Here is a 17,768-nt window from a genome sequence, read left to right as displayed (position 1 = left end):
TGCCTACAATAAAACTTCCGTTACAACAGGACGAGAAGGAGGCAAGCATGTTTTTAGGCGCAGTAGGCATCTACACACTGATTGGCATCATCGTCGCAATTTGCCTGATATTGTATGTATTTGCAAAAAAGGTAAAGTAATCTGTATCACATAGCAAAAAGCCCCGATGATGGGGCTTTTTGCTTTTCCGGGTTATTGGATCAACTCGCGCCAGCTTTGCTTGGTGCCATAGCTGCCATTGGTTTTTTGCTGAAAAATTTCATTGGACTTGATGGTATTTTGCAAACCGAAAACCTGCTTGCTTAATGTCGCCTCAAAAGGGGTGGGATCATTACTCCCAGTGATTAATACATGTGGTACGCCATTGGCATCATAGACAATATTGAAACCTACCGCAGGTGTGGTCATTTTCTCTGAAACAATACCACTTGCGACAACAGAACCGCCTTTTTTATAATTAAAATAGTTGAACCATCCATATCCGGCGCCACTACAAGCCTCACTACTCGGGACCAGTGTCGGCATTAATAAAACGCCATTTAGCAATAGTGGATCAAGATTCACGCGTTCGCCAACTGGAAAATCTAACAGCCATCCATATCCACTCGTATAACTTACCGGATTAGCAGTCACCGTCCTGTTTCCACCCAATATTTGCGTCACTAATTGACTGCGTCCAATTGCCGTTGTTTGACCGTTATCCTTAAACGTATACACTGAATTCTGGGGCGTATTTGTCAAATCAGCCGGCTCCAAAAATTTTCCGGTACCTATCATTAGCACAACATTTTTATCAATCTTGCCTGTCTCAGGCTTAGTGGTGATTTTTTGAACATTCCCGCCGCCATCACGCAAACTGGCAATTTTAGTCACGGCATTAGTATTGATATTAAAGCGCCAAACGTTACCATTTAAATCACCTCCATATACACTCACCGCGGTATTGTTCTCAAACATCTGCTCAGTGTAAGTGGAAATTTTTGCAAGGCCGCTAGGATTTGCCACACTTCCCTCACCAGTAGAAAGTGTTTTTAACAATGATCCGGTATTTGCATCAAGAACATATAGATATCCTCCACCATCTCCGATTGGATTATTGGTGGCAAAGCTACCATCATTTAATTTTCGCGCATAAGTCCCATTGTTGTATCCAGAAGTTAGCAAAACGACCCAACGTCCGTCTTGCATTTTTGTAATGATGGGATTGCCAAAACTGTAACCGAGATTACTATTGACACCAGAAGCTTGTGCATAAAATTCCCACAACAAAACTGGCGATTCTGGGCTTGTAACATCAATCGCAAAATATCCGCGCCCTCCACCATTTAATCCTGAAACAAGAATAGTTCGCCACACTGCAGAGCCTCCAGAGCAGCCTGAAACGCACACATCAGCGACAACGGGATTACCATTCACATAATTGGTGTGGTAATTCGCACCATATTCCTTGTCGGCAAGATTGGCCAGGTTAGTAATGACTGGTGTGGGAATAAAAGCCCACATTTCAGTACCATCATTCGCATTAAATGCATGCAACATCCCATCATTTGCACCAACATACACTGCTGGTGTGCGTGTTGAGGTGGCGTTTTTATAGGCCTTATAGTTGGCATCAAGATAACTTACATTTGAGCTCTTGAAATACACTGGTCTGGATTGAGAAATATCTCCAAGAACAGCTTGCCTCTCTCGAAATAATCGATTCGCAGCCACTGTGTTTGAGCTAGAGTCTTCATAGGTTTTATTCCCTGAAATGTAGTCAACTATCTTTGTCACCTTTGTAGCATCAGTGATTTTAGGATCTGAAGCAGGTAGCCCTTGCATTTGACTCAATGCTAAATATCCATTGTTAAGCGCAGTTTTATGCTCAACCGGCAAATTATCCGCGGTGAACAGCGCCAGAGAGTTGTTGTAATTAAAGAATATTTTTCTCTGTCCAAGCTGAGTCCGTAACTTTCCATTGCAACTACGTGCAATCTGCACGTAACAAGAGGCCGGTTCGCTAAAGTTCAAAGCGGATCCTAGTGAGCCTTGGGCGCCTTCACAAGTCGTTTGATCGGAGTTAGTGGTTTTACAGTAAAAATTACCATCCGGTGCAGCGTATGAAGTTGCGGGAGAGGCACAAGTTTCTGCAGCCACATTCTCAACACACCAAATCGCAGTTTCAGAGGTTTGTAAAGAGCTAGTATTTACTGTCCTTGCCTCAAGATTGCCAGTCCATTTAACAGATTGATAGCTAGCAACATATTGAAAGTTATCCCCTGTAGTGGGCGCAAGACTACTTGCCGCTGCTGCCGCACTTGATCCTTGAATTGATTTAATTTCTGAGAGTCCTTTTGCAAGCGACTCCCGCAACAGCTTGGGATTACTCGCACTGTAGTAAGTCCCCCCTGCATTGACAGCTGCATGCCATAAATCATCAATGCGCGTGCCATTTTCGGCAAGCGTTGGATCAGGCCAGTTTTTTGTACCAAGTGTCAAATCCTTAAAGTCACCAATAGTCTGCGTTTTGTAATCATCACTGTACAAAAGCGTTCCATCTATCCCTAAGCCTAACGTTAGGGTTACCATATTTTGCTTGGGATAATCATCAAGAGTTCCGCACACTGAAGAGCCAAGTGCGCCATTACAGTTGGATAAGGCGCTATCCCTAAGATCTGTATCATAAAAATATTTAGCGGTGTCTGCTAAAGTATTTGATTTATTACTACTGTCAAATTGAGGCCTCGCTGTACCCGTGCCATCCTGGTTGCCAATAGTTGTCGACCCATTGATTCGGGTGGGATTGCTTGAATCATTCCAATAACCATCTGTAGTTAGCAAAGTAAAGTTTGCTTGACAGGCATATTGCATCGGATCATCCGTACCGAGTGTTTTTTTTCCGGCGAAATGTCTGCCTACACTTGAAAGAGCAGTACGAAGTGGCGTGCTTCCTGTTGGGTTGACGGCAAAAAGTTTATCGTACCAGAGACGCTTTTGTGCGCTATCGAATGCCGCCAAAGCCAAATAGTTTGAAGCTGGTGAATTAATCGTCACGAATCCAACGCGATAACGTGAGTCAAGCGACTTAAATGCCTGACTAGCAGCAGTCTTCATCGACAGCATTCTCGTACGATAGTAAGTCACCCAATTTGCAAAGTTTGTAAACTCTTCATTGTAGGTACATACACTCCCAGCGCAGTCTGTTCGATCTAATCCTTTGCTATCAGAGCCTGGCGCAGTGTAACTGGTTTGACCTGTGCTAATTTCCTGATAAACCAGGCTGCCTGGAATATCACTATTACTAGGACTGACGACCGTTGCAGTGTAACTCCCGCCATTACCAGAAAAGGTAATTTGAACTGGACTTGAAGGGTTAACCGGATCACCAGCAAAGGTGCTAATGTTAAAACTGCCACCGCTCACATTGCTAAGTGTATTTCCAGCAATTTTGCAATTGCCCGTGATACTGCTAGTACAAATATTATTGCTGACCCGAGTGGCAACCGTGGACGAAGAGGAGCTGGCACTTGTCGCGGAGGAAAGCAACTCAATGTTGTTAATTTTGATACTTGTTACACTCACAGAACCAGTGATACTAAATGTCACCCGATAGGTGGCTCTTGGTTCGCGTAGAAATGTATAGGTATTTGAATCATTTACAGTAGTTACGTTATTTCGTATTGCTTGGCAGCGGTCTTGTACTCCGCTAGTTGTATCCAACTGTCTTTTTCCTGAGGCTGAGGCAGAGTTACACCAGCGTATCGTGGCAGGATATTTGTTAGTTGCCGTAGGTGTTTTCGAAATAATGCAGCTCGTCAGCGCTGGGGTCGTACAGTACTCTCCCGGTACATATGCATAGTAATAAGCCGATCTGCCTCTAGTGTAAGTGCCGTAAAAGGTAGTGACTGTTTCAGAAAAGCCACTGTAGGATGTTTTATTAGCCAGGCTCGTCCCAAGGTAGTTTAAAGGGGTGGAGTAGGTCACCTGTGGATCATAAAACTGTGTATTAAAAGCCGAGTTACTAAATAACCAGTCATCTGTATCGTAGGTATTCCATCTTCCTGAGCTGTAGTAAGTTCTCGCATCAGGGTCATCCGCAGCCCAATCAGGGGTGTAATTAAAGCCCATACTACCCGAATTATCCAGCACAAACATCAGGTTAGGCTTAACATCTGAGCTGCCTGAGGTTTGTAGCGGCATGGTTGCCAAATCAAGAAACTCAGCGTGCAAAATGCCAGGCATCAATAAAAACAGCCAAACTAAGTTATTCATAAAGCCTTGATTTTTCATCATGCTATCCGCCTAATTCGAGAGAAAAGACTGCAAAAAAGTTACTGTATTTTTCGGCCCAGAAATTCGTAGCGTGACTCGAAATAAGGGAAAGTCTGATCCAGGGGTACAAGGCTCAAACTCCTCTTTTTTGCCTGAATCATGCGAACTATCCTCTCCACAAGCTCGAGTACTTGCCATCACACAACGATTAGAGTCTACTAAAGCATCCCCTGCCGTAATTTCAGCATTACTGTAATTACACATACGCTCAACGATGTAACGGATTTCATTGCCTTGACGGTCTTTACCATTAAGAATTTCGTTATTACCGTCTGTTTGATTTGGTGCAAGACGGCTATTCCCATCATTCCAAGTTATGGTTGTTAATTGGCTACCATCACATATTAATTGACTAGGATTGGTATCAAATTGGCTGCAGTTGGCGTAATACCCTAATGTTGGATGATTAGTTAAACTGTCGGAAAGTGAAATATTGGTGGCGATGCTTTGCGCAATGCCCTCTAAAGCCACGTTAGATGTTGTACTCGCTGATTGACGATAGACAATATTCCCTGATAATAAAGCATTCGTATCTACGCTTCGAATTAGGGCAACAGCTGCAATCGACATGACGGCTAATGCAAGTAATGCAAAAAACAGCACTATCCCCGATTGTCTCGAAGTACAGATACATCCCTCACCAGATAAAATCAAGCTATAGCGCATCACGGTTCCAAATAATATTTCTCAACGGAACAGTGGCCTCGAACACCCGATACCGATACTGCTGCCAGTTGGGCACGCTACTTAAGTCAACATTTGCTGGCGTATTATCCGCTTGCCAGATGCACACCCTAGCTAAGCCAGTCGCAGCTCCATTACAAGGTTGACTGACATTGCTCTTCTGCAAATTACCATCCCTTGCAACCACTGCAATACGGATTGCACGAATACGGTTACGATCCAAAAGCGCTATTGAGGGGCCATATATTCCGGTCGCATCCACCCACTGATCAACGCGATTTAGATAGTTTGCTGCAGAAAATGGAGAGACACTGCTTGATGATGCAGATGCAGAAGCCGGATCAATACTATTTGTCACTCCATACTGAGCTTGTAAAGAAACAATATCACTGACAATTGGCACGGCTGTACTGTCGGGGAAAGGATTACCGCCTTCTACCCCACCAGTTCGTGTCAGCTCAAATGCCTCATTTACAGTGTACTCATATTGATTCCATGCCCCTAAACATGAAAATCTAACCCACTCAGAGCCATTCAAATCATTGACTGGGCTTGCAGTAGGCGTTGTATTAAGTTCTGAGAGCGCATTTATTACCCGATTAGGATTCAATTGTTGTAATCGCCCCAAGCTACAATTTGGACTTGAGTTGGTTTGGCGGTATAAAACAATGTCGTTTTCACGACATCCAATGAGAGCGCCATCCAGTGTTGGGCTGGTGATAATGCCTGTGGCACGTAAAGAGGCACCACCGGCTGCAGGATTTCCATACCTGATACGTAAAATGTCGCTGCCTGCTCCGCCATCCACAATCACCACAGGTGAAAGATTGATGATGACGCCTCCCTGATTAATTGAGGTATCAATCGGGCAAAGTAAAGGGGAAGGGTCACTGCTATTATTGAGTGGCAAACCATAACCAGCATTCTGTGCATCTCGCTTCATGTAAAACATGGCAAGCACACCTGTCGACTGCGCATCTGAGCCAGAGGTAATCGCGCGTTTGCGTGCTTCGAAACCACTAAATAAATTACTGATTGCGAGCGTGGCTACCAGGCCGATCAGTATCCCAACTAGCAGCTCAACAAGCGACACTCCCGACTGGAATGAGCGCTTACGATACTTATGAATAAAATTGAAGTATTGTGTCATTACATCACATCGAACAAATAGCTTGATGCATTCACTACATGGCGGCTGCCACCGGGCACCTGCCATCCGACACTCACTGTGACCATACTGTTCGTGATCGCCGAAAAGGTAAGTGTTCCGTTTGGCAACTGCGTTTTAATTTTTTCAGCATCCACTTGTGAAACGTAGGTTGCTGCGTCTCCACCATAAGCCATCATATTGGCAATGTGTGTTTGAGCGATGAGTTGAGCTTCTGCCCGATATCGATTATCACTGCTATTCTTTATCATGGCACTTTGCAAGCCAACCAAGGCTAAAACACCCATACTGAAAATAGTTACGGCCACCAAAGATTCAATCAAGACTGATCCTTGCTGACTCGCTAAATTCGCCCTTCTTCTTTGAGAAAAAATCAACATTTCCTCGAGTCTCCATTTTCTGTCACCGAGGGGTCACATACTTTAATGTTTCCGCCAGGCGTCAAAATAACTCTTAGTGCACGCAGCTCCTCGCTTCTCACTTGTGTATTGCTGACATTCACGACTGTCAATGCGATGGGTGTTGCTGCATCCCGAGTGCCAAAGCTACCAAATACGGCAGTATTATGATCCGCAGTAACAGTGATATTGCTTGATGATCCTTCGATCGCGCTTTTTTGTGCAATGAGCGCTGGACAGGTTGGCGTCACTGTTACGCAACCAACTTGCCATGCGCTATTCTGTTCTAGTGTCATCTTGACCCTGGCATTTCGCTTAATCGCTTCTGCCCTAGCTTGTTGCAGTCCATTACGAATAGACTCGGCAACAGTACGAACCTGAGCATTTCCGATAGATGTCTGGAATGCTGGAATTGCGATAGTACTGACCGACACCAACACTGCCATGGCAACTATCAGCTCAATCAAGGAAAAACCTTGCTGCGGCATTAGCAACTTCCTGAGGCTGAAGTCAGCCAGCAAGTGGCGCCAGTGGTGCCGTCGTAGGTGGATGTCTTGGCGTTATCCTGGTTGACGGTAAATGAAAAGTTACCCATATTTTGGGCAGCTCTACCGGTTGCAATTAAGGTGTAGCTTGTTGCTGTCTGATTATCTATGGTGTAGTCGAAAAATCGTGCATCAGTTGGGTTACAAGCAAAGCCCACGTAAGTAAAGTTATCTTGATAAAACTGTTCCGCCTGGACACGACAATTGGCAAGATTGGCAGGCGCCTCAGCGGCGTTGCCACTTCGCACATAATCCTGATACCCTGGTACCGCAATACTGGCAAGCAAGCCGATAATGGCAACTACGACCATCACTTCAATCAGACTAAATCCCTGTTGCAGAAAATGCTTCATGAATACCCCCTTTTTGCACGCCCTTATCATGCAAACAGCGATTCGTCCTGTCCAGTAGCATCCGACTAGCGGTTAGACTGGGCCGATAAACGGTAGACTTAACCCAAGCACACCAGCCCAGGCATGGGTCTGCACGGCTTTAGTGGTAGAATCTGCTTTTATTTTGATTGGACGCCGGATCATGCTTGCCAGCTCTACAAGATTAATAGCACTTGCCCTGCTGTTATGCACCCTGAGTGCTTGTGGCCTCAAAGGCAATTTGTACATTCCAGAGCGTCAATATCCTCAACCACAACCGCAATCAGACAAGTCGCCATCGTGATCCCGTTTTCAACCCAACAAGGCCTGCTACATGCCGAAAATGTAGCCTTGCGTGATATTGCGCAAACCCACCAAACTCCGACCTATGTGTATTCGCGCGCGGCGCTCACCCAGGCGTTTGAACGGTTTGCCGCCGGGCTGCAAGGACATGACCATTTGGTCTGCTTTGCTGTGAAGGCCAACCCGAGTCTAGCGATTTTGAATCTGTTTGCTCGGCTGGGAGCCGGCTTCGATATTGTCTCTGGCGGTGAGCTGGCGCGCGTAATTGCTGCCGGGGGGGACCCGAAGAAAGTCGTCTTTTCTGGCGTAGGGAAATCCCATGCTGAAATTGAGGCAGCGCTTAACGCTGGGATTTTTTGCTTTAACGTTGAATCCATTAATGAGTTGGACCGCATCCAGCAAGTCGCAGCCAAGTTGGGTAAACAGGCCCCGGTTTCGTTGCGGGTCAACCCCAATGTAGACGCAAAAACCCACCCGTATATCTCCACCGGCCTTAAAAACAACAAGTTTGGCGTGGCCTTTGAAGATGCACTGGCCTTGTATGAAAAAGCAGCGCAATTGCCCAACATCGCTGTGCATGGCGTCGACTGCCATATCGGCTCCCAGATTACCGAGTTATCGCCGTTTCTGGATGCGCTGGATAAAGTCCTGGGCCTGGTGGATGCGCTGGCCGCCAAAGACATTCATATTCAGCACATTGATGTCGGTGGCGGTGTAGGTATTACCTACAGTGACGAAACCCCGCCGGACTTTGCCGCCTATACGGCAGCTATTTTGCAAAAACTGGCCGGCAGAAACGTTAAGGTGCTGTTTGAACCTGGCCGCGCCCTGGTAGGCAATGCAGGCGTATTACTGACCAAAGTCGAATATCTCAAGCCCGGCGAGACCAAAAACTTTGCCATCGTTGATGCCGCGATGAACGACCTGATGCGCCCGGCCTTATACGACGCTTTTCACAATATCACAACGATTGCCGCTTCTACAGCGCCCACAGCGGTCTATGAAATCGTGGGCCCTGTGTGCGAGAGTGGTGACTTCTTGGGGCATGACCGGACACTGGCGATTGCAGAAGGTGATTACTTGGCCATCCACTCTGCGGGGGCCTACGGCATGAGCATGGCCAGCAACTACAACACGCGCGCCCGTGCCGCAGAGGTACTGGTCGATGGTGATCAGGTCCATGTGATCCGCGAGCGTGAGCAGATTGCGGATCTGTTTAAACTGGAGCGCGTTTTGCCTTAAGCCAGGCAGTGATTGTGACTCTTTGAGCGGTCATCAATAAAAAAACCGAAGCGGTCATAGGCTTCGGTTTTTTTATTGTTAACGATTGCGTGTTAATCAAAAATCACGGTCTTATTTGCATAAAGCAAAATACGATGCTCAATATGCCAGCGTACCGCTTTGGAGAGCACAACGCGCTCCAGGTCACGCCCTTTCTGGATCAGGTCTTCGACCTGGTCACGGTGCGAAATACGCGCCAGATCCTGCTCAATAATAGGGCCCTCATCCAACACCTCAGTCACATAGTGGCTGGTCGCGCCAATCAGCTTCACGCCGCGCTCAAACGCACGGTGGTAAGGACGCGCGCCGATAAAGGCTGGTAAAAACGAATGATGAATATTGATAATCCGCTGCGGATAGCGCGCAACAAAATTCGGCGAAAGAATCTGCATATAGCGCGCCAACACAATCAGGTCGATCTCGTGTTGATCAAATAAAGCAAATTGCTGCGCTTCCACCTCAGCCTTTGTGTCTTTGGTCATCGGCAGATAGTGAAATGGGATGCCATAAAACTGCGCCAGTTTTTCCGTATCGCGGTGATTGCTGATAATCAGTGGTATCTCGCACGCCAGTTCGCCGCTATGATGACGGTGCAGCAAATCGACCAGGCAATGATCGTACTGCGACACCATGATCGCCATGCGTGTTTTTTGCTCGGACAGCTTGAGTTGCCAGGTCATGTCAAAGCGTTGCGCCACCGGGCCAAATGCCTGCTCAAAATCGGCCACGGCCACATTGAAATTGCTCAGGTCCCATTCGACGCGCATCAAAAACAGATTATTTTCCGCATCCTGATGCTGGTCTGCGTGTAAAATATTGGCATTGTGCTCATACAAAAATTGCGCAATCGCCGCCACAATCCCTTTGGTATCCGGGCAGGTAATCAGCAAGGTAGCAGTGTTTTTCATAACAGGGGCTTTAAGCGAGCAACAAAAATGCAGATTATACCTGATGCCTGCCAGCGCTTGTGGTTGACCTTGGTATTTGCAGGCGCAGTCAGTAGCAAACTCTTACGGAATTCATTATGCAAACAGAAGTGACACCCGAAATCGTCTTGGCCAATCCGCGCGGCTTTTGTGCGGGCGTAGACCGTGCCATTATCATTGTCGAACAGGCACTTGAAAAATTCGGCGCGCCGATTTATGTGCGTAATGAGGTCGTCCACAACAAGTTTGTCGTCGGTCAACTGCGCGACAAAGGCGCCATTTTTGTGGATGATCTGGAAAAAATTCCGGCAGGCAGTATCGTGATTTTCAGTGCGCATGGCGTTTCCAAGGCGGTGCGCGCAGAGGCAGAGTCGCGCGGCCTGACGGCGTTTGACGCCACTTGTCCGCTGGTGACCAAGGTGCATATCGAGGTCGCCAAAATGCGCAAAGATGGCTTGGAGATCATTATGATCGGCCATAAGGGCCATCCCGAAGTCGAGGGCACCATGGGCCAATCTGAGGCCGGCATGTATCTGGTGGAAACCCCGGAAGATGTCACCGCGCTCATCGTAGCCGACCCAGACAAACTGGCCTACGTGACACAAACCACCTTATCGGTAGATGACGCGACCCAGGTCATCAACGCCCTGAAAACACGCTTTCCCAACATCAAGGCCCCAAAAAGCGATGATATTTGCTATGCCACGCAAAATCGCCAGGATGCAGTCAAGATCATGGCCAAAGATTGTGATCTGGTCATTATTGTTGGCTCACCCAATAGCTCAAACTCAAACCGCCTGCGAGAAGTCGCCAAAAACCAGGGCGTAGAAGCTTATATGGTCGACAATGCCAGCCACTTGCAAGCGAGCTGGCTACAAGGAAAAAAGAAAATCGGTATTTCTGCAGGGGCCTCCGCACCTGAGGTACTGGTGCAGGAAGTGATTGCAGCCCTGAAAAACATGGGCGCCGACCAGGTAGAAGAGTTGCAAGGTGTGGTGGAAAACGTCGTGTTCCAGCTCCCTAAAAATCTGGTGAATGCAGAGAAACGCAGCACAGTTTAAACAGTTGCCACATTCAGGTCATCGCTTTCTAGTCTACGCAATCAAGCTGCGCCATGTTTGCCAGTGTAACTACATTGGTAGCACGGTGCATTCGTCGTAAACAGGTTGAATCTCGTTCTCCGACACCAACCCCACCTCAATTAGACTGGCAAAAAAAAGCCCAAGCCAGCTAAGCTTGGGACAAGCAATATCCTCGGGAAAGGATAGTCGGGAAACTCGCATGTTATTGTTGTGAACTGCAATAGCGATTAGAGCCCGCTACACTTATTCATGCGTGCATGATTTATGCCAAATTATTTAACACTCTCAAGTAATTGATTTTAATAGAACAATTCTGAAAACCAGCCATAGTTGACCACATGGATTGATTGATATCAACCACCACATTGGTTCTTTTAAACCAATGTGGTGGTTATGAAGCACGCGGACGGCGCAGGTCTGAGAATAGTGGGAAGAGTAAAGGTAAAAGCAAAAGTGTGAACAAAGTCGCGGTAATCAAGCCGCCGACGATGACTACAGCAAATGGACGCTGAGTTTCGGAACCAATGCTATGCGAGAGCGCCGCGGGCATCAAACCCAACCCAGCCATTAAGGCGGTCATCAAAATCGGACGCAAGCGGGCAACCGCGCCTTCAATCACTGATTCAGATAACTCTCTGCCTTCCCGCATTAAACTCTTGATCTGCTCGACCATGATCACGCCGTTTTGCACCGAAATACCAGCCAGTGCGATAAACCCAACGGCGGCTGATACCGACAAATGCAGCCCGGCAACGGCAAGTCCCGCCAAACCACCCACCAGCGTAAATGGAATCATCAACAACACCAGCAGGGCATTTTTAACCGACTTGAAGGCCCAGAAAAGCAAGACAAAAATCAACAATACCGACAAAGGCACAATTACCATCAGGCGCTTCATCGCACGTTGCTGGTTTTCAAATTGTCCGCCCCAGGTCATGCTGTAACCTGGAGGTAGCTTGACCTGGGCTTTCACCTGCTGCATGGCTTCTTGGACAAAACTGCCCTGGTCGCGGTCTGTAATGTTTGCTTTAATCGAGACAATGCGTGAGCCTGACTCACGGCTGACACGTGAAGCGCCCTCCTTGATCGTCACCTCAGCGACCTCGCTCAGCGGGATGCTGCCGTTTCCATTCGGCAAGGCAATCGGTAACTCGTCAATATCATCCACAGAATCGCGGAACGGCCTGTCTAACCGCAAAGTGACATCAAAATGCCTGTCGCCATCGTAAAACGTGTTTGCCGGATTGCCAGCCAAAGCGGTTTGCACGGTATTGTTAACATCGCCCGCCATCAGTCCATAACGCGATAATTGTGTACGGTTTAGGATGATATCCAGCTCAGAATTGCCAGAGATCCTGACCGCCGCCACATCAGTCGCGCCCCTGACCTGGTTGATGACATCGACCACTTCTGCGGCTTTCTGCTCAAGGACGGTCAAATCCGGCCCGAAAATCTTGACGGCAATTTCACCCTTCACCCCAGACAGCGCTTCTTCCACGCTATCCTGGATCACCTGGGAAAAGTTGGTAGGCACGCCAGGGATCTCATGAATGCGCCGCGACATATCCTTGATCAGTGCTTCCTTGTTGGCAAATCTCCATTCACCGTGAGACTTGAGGTCTGTCAAAATCTCAATATGGTAGGGTCCTTTAGGATCTGTCCCATCATCCGGCCGCCCCACGTGCGCCACGACCAAGCGTACCTCTTGATAACTCGTCAGAATCTTGCGGATTTCGCGCTCGACCTCTTTGGTTTTTTCCAGGCCGGCAGAAGGGGGCAGATCCACGGTCAGCCAAATATTTCCTTCATCCAGCTTGGGTAGAAACTCTGAGCCCAGCATAGGCGCAGAAACAATAGACACGCCTAAAATAGCGACGGATACAATCACAACCAATGTGCGGGAGCGGCGGGTGGTCAGCAACATATGCCGATAAGCATTTTGCAAACGCTGCATCCAATGACTGTGTTTTTCAGCCATATCCTCCCGCTTCATGGTGTAAGAGAGCAAAGCGGGCACTAGCGTTAAGGTTAATACAATGGCGCCCAGTAAGGCAAAACTCAACGTAAATGCCATTGGCGAGAAGATTTTTCCCTCTACACGCTGAAAAGTAAAAATCGGCAAAAAGGCGGTGATGATAATGGCTTTGGAAAATAAAATCGGATGGCCCATATCGATCGCCGTACTTTTAAGCGTTTGCATGCGCCAGGCCAGACCTGTATTGGATTGCGTTTTATCGACCTCGGCAACGGCCAGGCGCACCATCAGCGCTTCTACCAGGACCACAGCACTGTCAATAATAATGCCAAAGTCTACCGCACCGAGCGAGATCAAATTGGCAGAAACCCCGCGCAAGTCCATGACAATAAAAGCAAATAGCAGAGACAACGGAATCACCGAAGCAACAATCAATGCGGCGCGCCAGTTGCGCAAAAACACGACTAAAATTGTCACCACCAGCAAAGCGCCGACTATCAGGTTTTCTGCTACGGTATGTACCGTATGGTCAACCAGGCCTGTCCGGTCATAAAAAGGCACGATTTTGACCCCGTGCGGCAGGGTCTGGTTTACCAGATCGACTTTCTCGCGCAAGGCTTCAATCACTTTGGCCGCATTCTGGCCTTTGGTCATCAGCACGATGCCTTCAATAATGTCATCCTGCTGATTGAAGGAGACGATGCCGGAGCGTGGCCGGTCGCCGATCACCACTTGGCCAAGATCACTGACCAGAATCGGTTTACCATCCCGCGTATCAACCACGGATTGCGCAATATCATCCAAACTGTGAAACAGGCCAATGCCCCGCACAACCAGGGCCTCATCTCCTCTATGCATGAGGCCACCACCGACGTTGCTACTATTGTTACTCACCGCCTGATTGACTTGGTCAATGCTCACACCAAATTTTTTCAGGCGGTATGGGTCAAGCTTGATTTGGTATTCCTTGACCGAACCACCAAAACTGGTGATATCCGCCACACCGGGCACCATGCGCAGTTGCGGGATAATTTTCCAGTCCTGAATGGCGCGGATTTCGCGCTGTGGCATCTCTGCCGGCGCTTCGACCAGATAGCGGTAAACCTCACCGACCGCCGTCGTCAGCGGCGCCAGTGTCGGTTGCAAACCAGTCGGCAAGCTTACGCCTTGCAAGCGCTCTAACACTTGCTGTCGGGCAAAATAATCTTGCGTGCGTTCAGCAAAAGTGAGCGTCACCACAGACAGCCCCGTAATAGACACCGAGCGGATCTGCGCCAGGCCAGGCACACCACTCATGCCGTGTTCAATGGGCAGTGAGACCACGCGCTCGACTTCTTCTGGTGCCATCCCAGGCGACTGCGTCACGATAATTACGTGCACATCTTCGACATCCGGGAACGCCTCAATGGGCAAGTTCTGTACCGCGAACCACCCAAAAATCATCAGGATCACAGCACCAATGAGCAAAAATACACGCTGTTGCAGTGAGAAAGTGATTAAGCCTTTTAACATGGCTTATTTGCTCACGGACAAATCAGAATTCAACAAGATCGCGCCGACAGTCACGATACGCTCACCGGCTGTTAACCCGCTTTTGACTGTCGCGTATTCCCTGCGCTGTAAATCCAGGGCGACTTTGCGCTTGCTGAAGTGCAATGGCTGCTCTTCCACAAACACATAGCTATAGAGGCCCTCGGTAATCAAGGCGCTATTAGGTACGCGGATGACTCGGTGCTGGCTGGTATCCAATGGCGTGATTCGCGCATACATCTCGGGCTTAAGCTTGCCTTTGCTATCCAACAGGCAACGCACTGGAATACGGCGAGTGGCCGGGTCCACCATCACACCGATAGTTTTGATCTCGCCTTCAAAAACGTCATCGGGATAAGCATCGACCTGCACGCTGAGCTTTTGTCCTTGCGAAATACGGCTTAAGTCCCGCTCAGGTAAATCAATACTAGCCCAAACATGACTAGGATCCGTGATCAAAAACAATGGATCGGCCGCATCAGGCCGCACTTCACTACCAGGGTTCACTTTGCGGTCAACCACCACTCCCGCAATCGGAGAGCGCACAACATAACGATCACTGGCACCCGCGGATACCCGTAAATTTTTTAACCTGGCAATTGCGCGCTCATATTCTGCGCGTGAGCTTGCCCAGTCTGCCTGCGCGACTTCCATTTCTTTTCTGGCTACCACGCCCCCTTCTAACAACATGCGGCTACGTTCGAGGGCTTGTTGTTTCAAGGCCAAATCGGCCTGCGCCTTGCGCACATCAGCCACGGCGGCACCCACATCTGGCGAATCCATCACCAGCAGCGTCTGGCCAGCTTTGACGCTATCCCCTACTTGCGCCTGAATATTCAGCGCACGTCCTGCCACCGGCGAATACACGCGCGCCGTCCGGTTTTCGTCGAACACAATCTTGCCATTCAAAGGCTCTGTCACTGGAACAGGAATCTCGGTGACTGGCTCTATTTTCAAACTGGTCAATTGTGGCGACCCAGGTTTAAGCACAATCTGATTACCGACTGGCTGATTAGCCTGCGGTATTGGCATACTGGTATTTTTGTCTGCGGCAAAGGCGGGATGCACACATACAAATGCCAAGCACATTGTATTGGCGAGTTGGCGCATAACCTGGGCATTAAAAGAATGGGAAACAAGCAGAATAAAGGCGCGCATGATATTTAATTGGGGATAACAAATGCCTGACGAGTGGCTGCCAGCCAGGCTGAAAGAGACTTGGCATAATCAGCCTTGACGGTGACCGCCTCTAGTTGCAATGTTCGCAATACACGCCTTGCATCAAGCAAATCCATCACATTCATGGCGCCATGCTGATACGCAAACTCAGCAGCATCAGCCGCTTTCTGGGCCTCTCGTAGAATGCTCTGGTCAAAACGTCGGTTTTTATCAATCGCCGCATCCAAGTCTGCTTTAGCTTGCCGCATCTCAGCAATCGCTGCAGCCTTCACCCGCTCTTTGGCCTCAATAGCGCTGGTATAGCCCACCTCTGCTCGTGCTGCCTCCCCTTCATATTGATAATTGGTAAACAAAGGAATGCTGAGTGAAGCGCCTACGGTATCTGGTGCCGACCCAGGCTCCTGCCCAGGAAAATGTTGGTAAGCAAACGACCACGTAAAATCTCTCGTTTTGAGCGACTCCGCAAGCTTTCTGGCCTGCTGTGCTTGCTCCATGCGCGCTTCAGCTGCCTTTACATCCGGACGCTGTGGTAGCCAGCCATTGTCTTTCTCAGCCGTGGGATTGGCTGAGGACTCTTCAACCAAAGCTGGCCAGGGGTCGGTGACATGAAGCTTGCTCGCATCCTGGTCTTTGCCAAGCAAATACGCCAATATGGCTTGGGCTTTTTGCAAGGTCGCTTCAGCCTGTCGCAAATCGTTACTGGCACGCAACGCATCTACCCGGATACGAGCAACGTCTGCAGAAGCAACATCGCCAGCTTTCAAGCGCAGTTGTGCAGCTTGCAAGGTTTTCTCATAACTGCTGACATTCGCTTGTTGAATGATCAGGCTCTCCTGCGCAAGCTTGAGGTCAAAATAAGCCATGGCCATCGCCAGCGCCTGTTGACGATACGTTTCGCCATAATCCAGCTTTGTGGCTTTTACCGCACTTTCTGCCACAGCAGCGCGGAGCGCACGCTTATCGCCACGCTCATATAACTGCGTCACTTGTACTGAAGAATTGTAGGTTTGATCAAGCAGGTCTTGTTTGCCATTTTGATTTTTATTGCCTTGCCCACGGTTCAGGTTGAGGCTGGAAAAGCCCAGAGACAAAACGGGGTTTGGCTTTTGACCAGCGATCAAGGTGTCCGCTTCGGCACCCTCAATCGCTCGCTTGGCAGCTAGCAGGTCGCGGTTATTTCCAGCAAACACCTGCTCAGCTTGTTGGAGACTAAGTTGATCGAATGCAACAAATGGAGGATTGCCAACGTCAGCAACCGCTTCAAGACATAACATTAGCAGCACACAAAGCCAGCCCTGCTGACGCCTCAACATACAATCTATCCCTGTGTTCATCACTTAATTTTTTATGGCATACACCTAATTATTCTCATCATAGTAGCCTTATCTGCTTACGACAATCTTTCATAGAACTAATCTTTGTAGAAAAGAGTCGATTGCAACCACTGCCAGCGATGGACAAGGCGGCAGCCTTTATAGACAATCTATAGTTATGACACAATCATTTAAGATCCCCGTCTCTGCACTGGTGTTAATTCATACCCAAGATTTGCAAGTCCTGTTGCTCGAACGCACTGACAAGCCAGGATACTGGCAGTCAGTGACTGGCAGTATAGAAACAGATGAATCCCCCTATCAGGCTGCCATCCGCGAAGTGCGGGAAGAAACCGGCCTAGACGCACTCGCGTACGACTTTGAAGACTGGCAGGCCAGCAATGTCTATGAAATTTATCCGCATTGGCGTCACCGCTATGCGCCGGGCATCACGCAAAACACCGAGCATTTGTTTGGCTTATGCCTGCCATCGCCGCTCAACGTGACACTCGCGCCAGCCGAGCATACGCGTTATGAGTGGGTAGACTGGCGGCAAGCCGCTAAAAAAGTCTTCAGCTGGACCAATGTAGACGCCCTGAAACGGCTTGGTGAAAAACACCGTTTAACCTTGTAACCCACGCGAGGCAATTGGGATAAATCCACATCGGTTGTAAAATAGCGTTTTACCCTCAACTAATG

14 protein-coding genes are annotated in these 17,768 nt (G+C 48.6%); 4 read left to right on the top strand and 10 right to left on the bottom strand.

Annotated features, from left to right (window positions below; translation table 11 throughout):
• Window positions 1-192 precede the first annotated feature (192 nt).
• From ACIDF8_RS08980 to ACIDF8_RS08955, 6 genes are read right to left on the bottom strand one after another with little or no spacing between them, the layout of a single operon-like run.
• Entirely contained in the window at window positions 193-4,275 is a 4,083-nt protein-coding gene (locus ACIDF8_RS08980) for a pilus assembly protein (protein ID WP_412010273.1), read from the bottom strand.
• Between the two features lie 9 nt (window positions 4,276-4,284).
• Entirely contained in the window at window positions 4,285-4,980 is a 696-nt protein-coding gene (locus tag ACIDF8_RS08975; protein WP_412010272.1) for a pilus assembly PilX family protein, read from the bottom strand.
• Entirely contained in the window at window positions 4,970-6,148 is a 1,179-nt protein-coding gene (locus ACIDF8_RS08970) for a PilW family protein (RefSeq protein WP_412010271.1), read from the bottom strand. Before ACIDF8_RS08970 ends, ACIDF8_RS08975 begins: the two co-directional genes overlap by 11 nt.
• Window positions 6,148-6,546: a type IV pilus modification PilV family protein gene (locus tag ACIDF8_RS08965; protein ID WP_412010270.1), complete on the bottom strand. Its 399-nt coding sequence runs from the start codon at window positions 6,544-6,546 to the stop codon at window positions 6,148-6,150. Before ACIDF8_RS08965 ends, ACIDF8_RS08970 begins: the two co-directional genes overlap by 1 nt.
• Window positions 6,540-7,052, bottom strand: a complete 513-nt coding sequence (locus ACIDF8_RS08960; RefSeq protein WP_412010269.1) for a GspH/FimT family pseudopilin — start codon at window positions 7,050-7,052, stop codon at window positions 6,540-6,542. Before ACIDF8_RS08960 ends, ACIDF8_RS08965 begins: the two co-directional genes overlap by 7 nt.
• A complete protein-coding gene (locus ACIDF8_RS08955) occupies window positions 7,052-7,462 on the bottom strand; it encodes a type IV pilin protein (protein WP_412010268.1) in 411 nt (136 codons plus the stop codon). Before ACIDF8_RS08955 ends, ACIDF8_RS08960 begins: the two co-directional genes overlap by 1 nt.
• Before the next feature lie 181 nt (window positions 7,463-7,643).
• Between ACIDF8_RS08955 and lptM the strand changes: the two genes are divergently transcribed.
• Both lptM and lysA read left to right on the top strand, forming a co-directional pair.
• Window positions 7,644-7,784, top strand: coding sequence for an LPS translocon maturation chaperone LptM (gene lptM, locus ACIDF8_RS08950; RefSeq protein WP_412010267.1), 141 nt, complete (start codon window positions 7,644-7,646; stop codon window positions 7,782-7,784).
• Window positions 7,781-9,025, top strand: a complete 1,245-nt coding sequence (gene lysA / locus ACIDF8_RS08945) for a diaminopimelate decarboxylase (protein ID WP_412010266.1) — start codon at window positions 7,781-7,783, stop codon at window positions 9,023-9,025. Before lptM ends, lysA begins: the two co-directional genes overlap by 4 nt.
• A 92-nt stretch (window positions 9,026-9,117) precedes the next feature.
• On the opposite strand, the gene purU is transcribed toward lysA, so the two are convergent.
• Entirely contained in the window at window positions 9,118-9,972 is an 855-nt protein-coding gene (gene purU, locus ACIDF8_RS08940; RefSeq protein ID WP_412010265.1) for a formyltetrahydrofolate deformylase, read from the bottom strand.
• 116 nt (window positions 9,973-10,088) lie between these two features.
• Here purU and ispH point away from each other — a divergent pair, with 116 nt between their 5' ends.
• Window positions 10,089-11,051: a 4-hydroxy-3-methylbut-2-enyl diphosphate reductase gene (gene ispH / locus ACIDF8_RS08935; RefSeq protein WP_412010264.1), complete on the top strand. Its 963-nt coding sequence runs from the start codon at window positions 10,089-10,091 to the stop codon at window positions 11,049-11,051.
• A gap of 412 nt (window positions 11,052-11,463) precedes the next feature.
• Here ispH and ACIDF8_RS08930 read toward each other — a convergent pair whose 3' ends face one another.
• The 3 genes from ACIDF8_RS08930 to ACIDF8_RS08920 form a co-directional block, all read right to left on the bottom strand.
• Entirely contained in the window at window positions 11,464-14,559 is a 3,096-nt protein-coding gene (locus tag ACIDF8_RS08930) for an efflux RND transporter permease subunit (RefSeq protein ID WP_412010263.1), read from the bottom strand.
• A gap of 3 nt (window positions 14,560-14,562) precedes the next feature.
• Window positions 14,563-15,666 (bottom strand): efflux RND transporter periplasmic adaptor subunit, encoded by a 1,104-nt coding sequence (locus tag ACIDF8_RS08925; protein WP_412010373.1) that lies wholly within the window; start codon window positions 15,664-15,666, stop codon window positions 14,563-14,565.
• 74 nt (window positions 15,667-15,740) lie between these two features.
• On the bottom strand, window positions 15,741-17,069 hold the full coding sequence (locus ACIDF8_RS08920; RefSeq protein WP_412010262.1) for a TolC family protein: 1,329 nt from the start codon (window positions 17,067-17,069) through the stop codon (window positions 15,741-15,743).
• 178 nt (window positions 17,070-17,247) lie between these two features.
• Here ACIDF8_RS08920 and nudB point away from each other — a divergent pair, with 178 nt between their 5' ends.
• Window positions 17,248-17,703 (top strand): dihydroneopterin triphosphate diphosphatase, encoded by a 456-nt coding sequence (gene nudB, locus ACIDF8_RS08915; protein WP_412010261.1) that lies wholly within the window; start codon window positions 17,248-17,250, stop codon window positions 17,701-17,703.
• Window positions 17,704-17,768: the final 65 nt, after the last annotated feature.

Source organism: Methylophilus sp. 3sh_L, from assembly GCF_046766015.1.
Lineage (GTDB): Bacteria > Pseudomonadota > Gammaproteobacteria > Burkholderiales > Methylophilaceae > Methylophilus.
The sequence above is the reverse complement of the archived record's forward strand: the minus strand, read 5'-3'. Positions and strand labels throughout refer to the sequence as shown.